This is a genomic window from Hyella patelloides LEGE 07179 (assembly GCF_900659865.1).
Classification (GTDB): domain Bacteria; phylum Cyanobacteriota; class Cyanobacteriia; order Cyanobacteriales; family Xenococcaceae; genus Hyella; species Hyella patelloides.
In genome coordinates this window covers 1-10,293 of record NZ_LR213954.1, presented here as the reverse complement: position 1 = coordinate 10,293, position 10,293 = coordinate 1, and the positions used below count along the sequence as shown (strand labels likewise).

General features: G+C 37.6%; 11 protein-coding genes. 7 read left to right on the top strand and 4 right to left on the bottom strand.

Going from position 1 to position 10,293, the window contains the following annotated elements; translation table 11 throughout:
* The 4 genes from H1P_RS23160 to H1P_RS39955 all read left to right on the top strand — a co-directional run.
* On the top strand, positions 1–653 hold a 653-nt coding region (locus tag H1P_RS23160; protein WP_222427190.1), incomplete at its 5' end, for a hypothetical protein.
* Positions 653–1,195, top strand: coding sequence for a GTP-binding protein (locus H1P_RS23155; RefSeq protein WP_144871797.1), 543 nt, complete (start codon positions 653–655; stop codon positions 1,193–1,195). The genes H1P_RS23160 and H1P_RS23155, both read left to right, overlap by 1 nt.
* Before the next feature lie 109 nt (positions 1,196–1,304).
* A complete protein-coding gene (locus H1P_RS23150; RefSeq protein WP_144871795.1) occupies positions 1,305–1,673 on the top strand; it encodes a roadblock/LC7 domain-containing protein in 369 nt (122 codons plus the stop codon).
* A 93-nt stretch (positions 1,674–1,766) separates the two neighbouring features.
* Entirely contained in the window at positions 1,767–1,901 is a 135-nt protein-coding gene (locus H1P_RS39955) for a DUF4332 domain-containing protein (RefSeq protein ID WP_144871794.1), read from the top strand.
* Between the two features lie 196 nt (positions 1,902–2,097).
* Here H1P_RS39955 and H1P_RS23140 read toward each other — a convergent pair whose 3' ends face one another.
* From H1P_RS23140 to H1P_RS23130, 3 genes are all read right to left on the bottom strand, one after another.
* The gene (locus tag H1P_RS23140) at positions 2,098–2,862 is read right to left on the bottom strand and encodes a mitotic spindle assembly checkpoint protein MAD1 (RefSeq protein ID WP_144871792.1); all 765 of its coding nucleotides are present in this window, start codon (positions 2,860–2,862) and stop codon (positions 2,098–2,100) included.
* A gap of 314 nt (positions 2,863–3,176) precedes the next feature.
* Positions 3,177–4,238, bottom strand: a complete 1,062-nt coding sequence (gene csaB / locus H1P_RS23135) for a polysaccharide pyruvyl transferase CsaB (protein WP_246141920.1) — start codon at positions 4,236–4,238, stop codon at positions 3,177–3,179.
* A 113-nt stretch (positions 4,239–4,351) separates the two neighbouring features.
* Entirely contained in the window at positions 4,352–5,254 is a 903-nt protein-coding gene (locus H1P_RS23130) for a LysR family transcriptional regulator (RefSeq protein ID WP_144871790.1), read from the bottom strand.
* Positions 5,255–5,354: 100 nt separating this feature from the next.
* Between H1P_RS23130 and H1P_RS23125 the strand changes: the two genes are divergently transcribed.
* On the top strand, positions 5,355–6,068 hold the full coding sequence (locus H1P_RS23125) for an SDR family oxidoreductase (protein WP_144871788.1): 714 nt from the start codon (positions 5,355–5,357) through the stop codon (positions 6,066–6,068).
* Between the two features lie 76 nt (positions 6,069–6,144).
* Here H1P_RS23125 and H1P_RS23120 read toward each other — a convergent pair whose 3' ends face one another.
* Entirely contained in the window at positions 6,145–8,313 is a 2,169-nt protein-coding gene (locus tag H1P_RS23120; protein ID WP_144871786.1) for a malectin domain-containing carbohydrate-binding protein, read from the bottom strand.
* Between the two features lie 403 nt (positions 8,314–8,716).
* Between H1P_RS23120 and H1P_RS23115 the strand changes: the two genes are divergently transcribed.
* A complete protein-coding gene (locus tag H1P_RS23115) occupies positions 8,717–8,965 on the top strand; it encodes a GNAT family N-acetyltransferase (RefSeq protein ID WP_144871784.1) in 249 nt (82 codons plus the stop codon).
* Between the two features lie 401 nt (positions 8,966–9,366).
* Positions 9,367–9,657 carry a DUF4212 domain-containing protein gene (locus tag H1P_RS23110; protein ID WP_222427189.1) on the top strand — a complete coding sequence of 97 codons (291 nt, stop codon included), beginning with the start codon at positions 9,367–9,369 and terminating at the stop codon, positions 9,655–9,657.
* The last annotated feature ends 636 nt before the right edge of the window (positions 9,658–10,293 follow it).

Below are 10,293 nucleotides of genomic sequence, written 5' to 3'. Positions count from 1 at the left end.
CAAAAAATTCACGTCCTAAAAATAGAGCAATAGGTACTTATCTCAAGCAGAAAAATCTTTTGCTTTTATCACATATCAATATATTGTTTCAATTGCAATTAGAAGAAGTCAATAAATTATTTACAATTACTTCTGCTGAGTTCAAATTTGAAGAGATAAATAACGAACCGCAAGTATCTAGTTCTGAGAAAAATTTTCCTTGGGAAGAAATGACTGGAAAACAAAAAAAAGCTACTAAAATATCACTAGAAGCCATGCGTGATTACTTTAATTGGGATTATCTTAAGGAAAAAATGCCTTTTCGTAATTCTGGCTTAAATAAGTTGGTAGATAAACATGATTTTCAACTTCTTCCTTTAGAAACTTATCTGTGGAATACTGCTAATAGTAATATATCTTTACGAAAAATAGCTCAAGAAAAACAAGTCCCGCTCGAAAAAATTCAACAAACAGCTTTATCGATGATTTTTGCTGGATTATTGGAAGAAGTATCTATCATTAATATGCCGATGAAAACAACAAAATATTCAATAGCTTCTTCTTCTAAGTCAAATTTTGCTGACATCAATAATACTAATATATCAAACAATCAACCAAAAATTAGTAATTCTTTGCTTAGTAATTTAATCGCCTTTTTGAGGAAGCATTTTTAATGGAAATTTTAAAAATTGCAGTTACGGGAAATGTCGGTGCAGGGAAAACAACTTTCATTCGTACTATTAGCGAGATTGAAGTTGTCGATACAGAGCGTCGTATTACTGATGAAAAAATAGCATCCTGGAAAGAGAATACTACTGTTGCTCTGGATTTTGGTCGATTAACATTAAATTCCGAGCAGATTGTACATATGTATGGTACACCAGGGCAAGCTCGTTTTGACTTCATGTGGGATATTATTCTCAATAAAGTTCATGCTTATATATTGCTAGTTGCTGTTCATCGTCCCCAAGACTTTCGGGGAGCGCGCCGAATTCTAACTTATATCAATCAAAGAGTACAAATACCAATGATTATAGGTCTAACTCATACAGATTGTGAAGGTGCTTGGCAAAAGGATGATGTGATTCTAGCTTTAGGTTTGACTAATCAAAATATTGACCTACCAGTCGTCGATGTGAATGCGGAAAATCCCAATTCTGTGGCTCAATGCTTGCTTACTTTATTGGAACAATGGCAACCGAAACCGACTACTTAAGGCGTGACAAATCAGGAATATTTATTCTCAATTTAAATTTGCCACAATACTTCACTTCTGGTTAACTAAGTATAATTGAAATCTCAACATAATATAGAGAGGAAGTATCATGGTTCAAGCATCAATGCTGAACGAAATAATACAAAAATTCGTGACTTCGATTTCTGGTATTGAAGGAGCTGCATTGGTAACTCCTGATGGTTTATCTTTGGTTTCTGTTCTTCCTAGTAGTATGGACGAAGAAAGAACCGCAGCTATGTCTGCTGCAATTCTTTCCCTGGGAGAAAGAATTGGTCAAGAGTTGGTTCGGGGTCTTGTGGCAAGAATTGTGGTTGAAGGAGAAAAAGGTTACAGTGTCATGGTTAGTTGCGGTAGGGATGCAGTTCTTTTAGTCTTAGCCAGTAAAGAGACGAAACAGGGATTATTATTTTTAGAAATTAAGCGACTTGTTCGGGAATTAATGCCCTTATTAGGTTAGCAAAGAATCGAAATCAATAAGCGTCAATTTTATGTTGTAAAAAACTGAATCTGAGTTGTAGTATAGCTAATAATTAACTTACTACTATACTAGATGAAAACAGAAACATTAAAGGCACCAAGAAATTGGGTCACCTTAGCTAACTTAGTGAAAATTACCAGTGTGGGTTGCCAATATTGTGGTTTTTTATTGCATTCTGGAATTACGTCTACAACACAATTATCATAAACGCTCTTACAGGTATTATATTCCACAATCAAAAGTCTTTACGTAACAACAATGCAACGCAAAGATCGCTCTTCTTCTGTACCACCAGTTAAAAAGTGGATCGAAGAAGCAAGATTAGTCAAAAACTAGTTTTTAAGTATTAAATAATGTTTTTTTACTGACAATTTCAACCCACTAACAAAAATTGGCAATCACATTATTCTCCTTCTAATTTTTGAGGGAATTGGGGTAATTTAATTGCAGCAAGAGATTTAACTTGCTCGCGATCCTTTGCGATCGCTGGAGCAGGCCAATCAGGAGCTTTAGCCTTATTAGTATCTGAAGCAAGAGTAGCTGTCCCCAATGAGATTGTCTCCTTTAAGTTCGCTGACCAAGCTTTAATAGGTTGACCGCCAGTTTTCTCGTAATTACTGGCTTTGTGTTGCAAAAAGTATTGTTGTTGGCGATGGAAACGATTGCTTAATTCTTTTATTTGTTGTTTTTGCTCTAGTACTTCCGAGTTTTTTACTTTATTTGCTGCTTCAAGACAAGCATAGTCTTTTTCTAATTGTGTAACTTTTGTTTCAGAGCATTCCAATTGTTGAAACAATTTTTTCAAGGTAGATTGTTTACTTTGGCTCTCTTGTTCGTAGGTTGCTATTATTTGTAGCATTTCTGCTATTTCTTCTTGATATTGATTGATTTTTTCGGCTTGTTTTGCTGCATATAAACCGTGGCTTTGAGATATTTTTTTCTGTTCTTCTAAAGCTTGATTACTTTCAAGAACTTCTTGCTCTAGCTGAAAGACTTTTTTGAGTAATTTACGATTGTGTTCTCGTAATTTATGAGCCAATTTGTGCCAATCAATTTCTTTTTCTTGATGAGTTATAGGTACAGATTTTGATTCTGAGAGGACATTTTGTTGTGGGGATACAGAAAAGGTAATTTTTTCCGCAGATAAGTTTTGATTAGCTTCACTCATAGTTAGGTCAACTCATTATAAAATATTGTTGCGGGCTGGTTTTAATAAAATAGCTGGCTCATTGTTAATATTTATCTTTGAGCGTTAATAATGAAATCTTAATTGTTCTTTAATTGGATATTTAAGTCTATTACTTTCGCCAATCAAGAGCCTTCAAGTTCTAGCAGTTAAAGTTACCGTTCACCAACAAACGACCCGTGATAAATGGTTTAATCGCAGAGTATAAATTACTAATTAAATAATACAATTTCATGCTACTTTTCAACCAAGTACAGCTTATACCCTGACTTTGAAATTGCCAAGATTAAGCAGTCTTAATTTTGCAAACCATTCAATAATACTTCCCGATGAATTAAAGCGCGATCCTTAATTGATTTAATGGTAGCAGTTTCTAAAGGATTGGGATTAGTATAATTGTCAATCCAAGTTTGGGTGATTTTTGCTGTATCTTCTGGTAAGTCTGATAATTCCCAGCCAGGAATCTGATATTCCGCCATTAATTGACTAACTTTAGGGTCGTAACTAAGAGCAAAACAACGAGAATTTTCGGCTGCTGCCATAATTAGACTGTGAAGGCGCATTCCGATAGTCATTGCCACATTTTCAAACAATCCCTTGAGTTTTCGGGGATCTTTAAGGGAGATAATTTGACTTTGGTTTTCTAGTACTTGGTGAAGAGTTTTGGCGATCGCTAAATCTTGTTCTGGTTGAAAGGGTATGAGTAAAATATGAGTGCTAGTTTGCTCTTGAAAGGCTTTTAAAGCTGCTGCGATCGAGTTTAGGCGTTTAGTAGTCAAAAGAGGATGCGATCGCAGAGTAACGGCAATTTTCGGCACATCAGAAGCCAATAAAATATCATCAACAGCAATACTTTCTAATGCCCATACAGGATCGGGAGCAATAATCGGGGACATTTGCCAGTCTGCTAATAACTTGGCAGAAGCGCGATCTCGTACACTGACAGCACTACATCCTTGCAACACATTACGAGTCATCCACTTGCTAAAAGACTTGTTTAAAGGGCCAATTCCCTGGGCCCAGGCGATCGTTTTTAAGCCCTGTTGCTGCGCCAAAGCCATTAAACCAGCATAATAAATCGGACTAGCTATACTGGTGGCATCTTGCATCAGACTACCACCACCCCAGATAAAAAAGTCTGATTTTTGGATCGCTTGCCAAACGGCGAAAGTAGAAGTACGAGGACAACTTTCTACGTTATAAAGTTTGCGGGTTTCTTGAGGATTACCTGATAAGACTATTGGTTGAATATCTTCTGGTAGCATTTGCAGCAAGGATACCAGTAATGCTTCGTCACCACCGTTTCCTTTGCCATAATAACCGCATAATAATGCTTTCATGTTTTTTAGCTTCTGCATAATTCTACCTTGAGCATCAATCATACAATCAGTTGTCAATGATTGATGCTAAATATTTGTGTTCTTTTTTGGATATCTGCCTTGATAACTATAGTGAAACCAATAAAATTGACCTATACCAAAACTTTAGCGCAGTAAGCTGTCATAAAATCCAGAAAAACCTGTACCCGTGGAGATAAATTGCGCTGATGAGTAAATACTGCCTGAACCACTAATCCTGGTGGTAATTGTTCTGAAAATAGTAACTTTAATCGCTTTTGCCGAACTTCCTCGCAAACTTGGAAACTTAATAGCCGAGTAATTCCCAAACCAGCGAGCGCAGCATTTTTTAATGCACCACCATTATCGGAGTTAAAAGTGCCGTAAACGGCACTTGTTTGCCAAGTTTTATTAATCAAGAATTTCCAGGGTATAGGTTGTCCATTAAATAGATAACGAAGGCAATTATGATGCACCAAGTCTTGTGGCGTGTTTGGTGTACCATTAGCTTTAAGATAACTGGGTGAAGCACAAAGAGCAAAGTGAGCGCGTCCCAAATGTCTGCGAATTAAGCTAGAGTCTTCAAGATCGCCCAAGCGAATTGCGACATCAATTCCTTCCACAACCAAATCAACTAAGCGATCGCTCAATCTTAAATCGATCTCAATCCCAGGATATTGTCTGAGAAACTCTGGAATCGACTGAACTAAAAGCCATTGTCCAAAGTCGAGAGAAGTACTAATAGTTAGTTTTCCCTGTGGTTTCCCCCCTGAAATAAGCGCATCATTGGCTTCTTCTAGTTCTCGCAATAATACAGAAATACGTTCATAGTAGGCTTTACCTTCTGTAGTTAGATTTAAAGAGCGAGTGGTTCTTTGTAACAAACGTACGCCCAAACGATCTTCTAGTTTTGCCACACGCTTGCTAATAGCAGATGGTGTAGTGGAAAGCTTGCGTGCTGCTGCACTAAAACTCTTTAACTCAATACTTTTTACAAAGGCAATTAGCTCGGCGAGTTGATTAAAACCATCCAACATTTGTTCGTATTTGGCACAAATATTTTGCCATTATAGGTACTTCTCTTCTTAATTAGCAAAAGTTAATCTGATTACAAGCTCGATAAATTGAGATCAAAGAATGAATTTAAAGAAGGTTGCAATTATAACGGCTGCAAGTCGAGGAATTGGTGCTGGATGTGCCAAAGATTTAGCAGCACGAGGGTATAGCGTATCGTTAATGGCGCGAAGTGAAAGTATTTTGGATTTGGCTCAGGAATTGGATGGTATTGCCGTACAAGGTTCAATATCTGTCTTTGAGGATTTAGAACGTTTAGTTAAAGTCACATTAGATAAATTCGGTAGAATTGACGCGGTAGTTAATGGTTTTGGCGATCCGCCTCGCCCAGATCTACTAGATATTGACGATCAAATGTGGAACGACAATTTTGAAATGCTCTTTTTGAGCGTGGTTCGCATTGCCAGACTGGTAACAGAAACAATGCGCCAACAGGGAGGTGGTTCAATTGTTAATATATCTGCTTGTGACTCTCAAGAACCAGAATTGGGAACTCCCTTTAGTGGCACACTCCGCGCTGCAATGGAAGGATTTACCAAGCTTTACGCTAGGAGGTATCGGGCTGACCATATTCGCATGAATTCAGTCGCGCCCTTTTTTGTAGCAGATAGCAGGTCAGAGCTAGAAGGATGGGACGTACCGTCCGATCTAATGTGGGATCGTCCAGCCACATATTCTGAACTAGCCAAAGTTGTTGCTTTCTTAATTTCAGATGATGCCAAATTTATTACGGGTACAACTCTTAAAGTAGACGAAGCTCGTTCTGCTGGGATTTAACCTGACCTTTTGTTTCTAAGATTCTCAAAACAGTTTTTATGAAAATCCTCGTATTTCAATAGTTACTACAAATATACTACTCTATTTGGAAATTTTCAATTGACAAATTATTTAGAGAGCCAACTAAACTAGCAAACAAACCGCCACTGCCAAAACCAGCAGCAGAATTATTTTCGTTGTAGTATAAATTTCCATTGCTTGAATTATACACAATCTCTGCATTACTACCCCTAGCCAACGCATCATTGGTAACTACTTCAAAGTCGGTATTTAGTAACTTACCATTACTCATGCTATCTAAAGCGGTAAAGGTGTCTTTAGAGAGAATAAGGCGATCGCTATCTACTGTGAAATCTAAAGTGCGATCTGCTTTTGAACCAGAGCTATCAAAGACAGTATCCGTATCAAAAGTGAATTTATCTCCCACTATTTCTCCTTCTACTATTTTTCCTCCTGCTATTCCTCCAGTTAGATTATCATCTCTGATAGGGAGTATTTCAATTGCAGAAATTTTAGCGTTGTCAACACTAGCGCTAAAATCTAGATTGAGAAATCCATCTTGAACCCCAACTTGGAATGACTTTTCTAAAATCATGTTCTTACCGCCAGCTTCGTTGTAAATATCCAAGTTATCTAACTTCAAGGCTTCTTCTGCTGAAACATCAAAGACCCTTTCACCTGCTGCATCGAAGTAATTTTCAGCAAACGTGAGATTAACCGTATAGTTTCCTTTTTCCAAGGGAATAGAGTAATTCAAGTTGTTTTGATATCTCTCACTTTGGAATAAGTTATCGTCATTCGTCTGACTAATTCCAGCAGTAGTTGAATAGGTTTGTCCGTTTTTAAAATACTTGTCTTGTTCCCATGTTTTACCGCTATTATCAGTAAATTCATCACCACCAGCGTTAATACGAATAGCATTGCCAATTAAATCGAAATAGCTATCTTTTTGCCAAACTTGCACATTGTCAACAATAAAACTGGGCAATGCTTCACCAGGAGTTGGGTTTCCCATTGGATTTGCTGGTTCGTTTTCTGGACCAACTAGAAGGTGAGGACTAGTGCTAAAAATAAGACGTAGTTTTTCCTGAGGGTCGGCAGCATCTTCAGGATGTTTGGATGTCATGTATTTTTCTCCATCGTAAAAGAAAGAGACTTCCCAAGGCGTCCATAACATTCCCCACTTATGGGGTTGAGTCCCTTCTCTAAAATTGGTGCTTTTATCTGAAACCGTGGCAGACTCATTTTCAGGAAAAAGCTTTTTTTTCTCTTTGTAGTGGTGAGAGGTTGTTGGTCTATTGTCAAAGTATTTAGCAGCAAATCCACTGTATTCAAACAGATCGAACTCTGTTGTCGATTTTCCATTGGCATTGCCTCCCCAAACCCACCAGGTAGGCCAGATTTTGCCATTATTTTCTCGTTCAAAATGAACTTCTGCCTCGTAGTAACCGAATTTAAATTCTTCCCTTGATTGAATCCAAGCTCCTGTGCTTTCTCCGTTCTTACTATATTCGTTGTGTAGCTTTAATTTACCATTGCTCTCTTCAATAGCCGAGGTTTTATATGCCTTATCTGTTCTGTTGTACCAGGTAGAAGTATCAAATTTATTATCATCAAAGTTATCCTCAAAGGCTTTGTACCAGCCAGAACCCTCTATGGGTTTCGGTAACGGGTCGGGGTTTTTGGGTGAAGTTGGAATAAATTCGATTTTATCTACGCGAACGTGTTCGGCAGTATTAGCAGTGCCATCTTCAAAGCCTTCAAGGGTAAAATTATCGCCAGCTTTAATAGAAACATTTTTAACTTCGGTAGTAGTTAAAGTTTGTCCATTAGCGAGCGAACTACCCAATTGTTTATTGAGATTAACAGACGCAATTTGCTGAGTGCCTTGCTTTAAATTAAATTTACCTACACCATCATTTTCATCGAAATAATGAATCTTGACATTATAATTGCCAGAAGCACCATTAAAGTTAAACTTAGCTGCTCCTTTCCCTTCAATCATCCCGCCTCTGAGACTAATAACTTTATTGCCAGAAGCTGCGCCAATTGTCTCAACTTTATATTCACCCCCAAGCTGCATTGACTCTGCTTCTACTGTAATCGAGCTATTGGGACTTGGGTTAGGAGTGGGATATTCAAAGCCTTCCACAATCTTGTCTGTTTCAGCGTTGACTAGGGCAAAGGTAAGCAAGGATTGAGGAGATGAAATGGTTTCAGGAATAAGGTTAGAGGTAGAAGTCATAATCTATAAATATTGTGTAGTTGTCATGGTGGTTGAATCATAGACACTCTCAATGTGAGAAATTATTTGTCTAAAGCTAGCAATATCTACTTTTTCTGACACTATTAATACAGGCAGGTGTTAGGCAGTTTTTGCCTTACCATCTTCAAACCCTATCAAAATGAATAATTATCCAGTTTTGAGAGAAATACCTTTGGTTATATGACCATCAGCAGTTATGCTACAACACAAATGGTGATATTTTCGAGTATATTGAGTGGTTTTCCAAAATTAAGATCGCCACTAAGAACAAAAGTCTTTGCCTAACCATTTCCAATTTGAGAGATCGCATTTTGATTGGCTTCAATTATTTATTTCTATAGCGTTTTGTGAAATTGAGTCTGTGGGACTTATGGCTTAGATAGTGTCTGGAAAAGCTTCATCTTTTAGAACAGCTTTCTTTGATGCTTTTGCAAATGTCGAGATAGAAATTAAGGCGATTGCCTCTGATTTCAGCAAATTTGGCGCAATACAACGTTTAGAACAAATTGGTAAACAAGTACAACCAAATGCTCCAGTTATTCCTCACCATAAAATTTTTGGGATTGCGACTTTACCCGAAGCTCGTAGAAAAGGTATAGGAAGTCAATTACTCAAGCCTATTCTCGATTAGACTAATACTGAAAATGTTGGTTGTTATCTGGTTTCATCTAACCCACGTAATATCACTTTTTACAAGCATCATAGCTTTAACCAGACTTCCTTAAATTTCGATTAACTCTAAATTCTCCTTGAGAGGAATGTGGCGTGATTCTAATCCAAACACTGTTTTAAAACAGAAATAACAGAAATCAAGTTTTTATCTAATTAATGTAACTATAAGTGTTTATACGCCCCTCTACCTCTGCTCCCTCTGCTTTTCATTACTTAGCAAGCTTTTAAGAATTTCATATTAGACTCCCTTGTTAACTACTGTAAAAAATTGTTGTAAGAATAGTTACGAAATTCAGAAACGCCAAAATTCCTAGATACACTGAACCGTTATAGTTTTGAGATCTATAGAATACCAAGCAAATGAATACTAACAAACACGGTTATCCAACGCCAGAAACAGTTGCACCAGATGTTATAGAGCAAGATCGCAAGCGGGCTTATTGGCGAGCTAACATCAGGCTGATTCGTACTCTGTTAATCATTTGGGCGTTTGTTTCCCTTGGTTGCAGTATCTTATTTGTTCCCTTGCTTAACAATATTATGTTAGGGAATGTTCCCTTGGGCTTTTGGATGGCGCAACAAGGTTCGATTTTTACCTTCGTGATTTTGATTTTTGTCTATGCAATCCAAATGGACGTGCGACCCGTTTAGTACACAAGTATTTAAAATACGTAGTACTAGCTAGGTAATTAGACCAAAATAAAAAAATGGTCACAAGAACCTTGATAACTGAATACTCTGTGTAGGTGAGAGAGCCTGTAATAAGGTACTAAATATTAATAAAAGTCTAAGACCTCAAGCCCTACTCTCCAGGTGTTAGGAGTAAAAGCATAACTCCCAGGTTCGCGACTGGTCATCAAAACCTGAAGCGGGGTTAAACGGGGTACTAACTGGTAGTCTGAACTGGTCAGCCTCTAGCAAGAATTCCATGGATAGAGCTTTCGCTCGAAGCACCTTAACTACCGTGAGAATTAAATAGCTAAATCAGGTCTGATAAGCTATAGCCAAAAGGCAAAACTGTACCGAGATTGTTACTTAATGTCCTAGTCTATGTGCGACTCGTTTCAGTTTAACTACTTACGTATTACGTAATGAGGAATGCTGAGGCTACTTTTTATGAAAGTAGAATAACTCTTGATTCATGTGGGTTGAATTCCCACCGACGAGTGAGACGTTTGACTCCCTCGACTACGTGCTTAGAAATAACATCATCTCGGTGCGAAGCTAGTCGAAAAGTGGATATCTAGTAGCCAAATCTAGAAACTCTGCAAGGGCAGTTGTCTATGT

What these genes read in the sequence shown, in the direction of transcription:
- H1P_RS23110 (WP_222427189.1), top strand. Translation starts at nt 9,367, where the DNA reads ATGAATACTAACAAACACGGTTATCCAACGCCAGAAACAGTTGCACCA.
- H1P_RS23130 (WP_144871790.1), bottom strand. Translation starts at nt 5,254, where the DNA reads ATGTTGGATGGTTTTAATCAACTCGCCGAGCTAATTGCCTTTGTAAAA.
- H1P_RS23125 (WP_144871788.1), top strand. Translation starts at nt 5,355, where the DNA reads ATGAATTTAAAGAAGGTTGCAATTATAACGGCTGCAAGTCGAGGAATT.
- H1P_RS23120 (WP_144871786.1), bottom strand. Translation starts at nt 8,313, where the DNA reads ATGACTTCTACCTCTAACCTTATTCCTGAAACCATTTCATCTCCTCAA.
- H1P_RS23140 (WP_144871792.1), bottom strand. Translation starts at nt 2,862, where the DNA reads ATGAGTGAAGCTAATCAAAACTTATCTGCGGAAAAAATTACCTTTTCT.
- H1P_RS23150 (WP_144871795.1), top strand. Translation starts at nt 1,305, where the DNA reads ATGGTTCAAGCATCAATGCTGAACGAAATAATACAAAAATTCGTGACT.
- csaB (WP_246141920.1), bottom strand. Translation starts at nt 4,238, where the DNA reads ATGCAGAAGCTAAAAAACATGAAAGCATTATTATGCGGTTATTATGGC.
- H1P_RS23155 (WP_144871797.1), top strand. Translation starts at nt 653, where the DNA reads ATGGAAATTTTAAAAATTGCAGTTACGGGAAATGTCGGTGCAGGGAAA.
- H1P_RS39955 (WP_144871794.1), top strand. Translation starts at nt 1,767, where the DNA reads ATGAAAACAGAAACATTAAAGGCACCAAGAAATTGGGTCACCTTAGCT.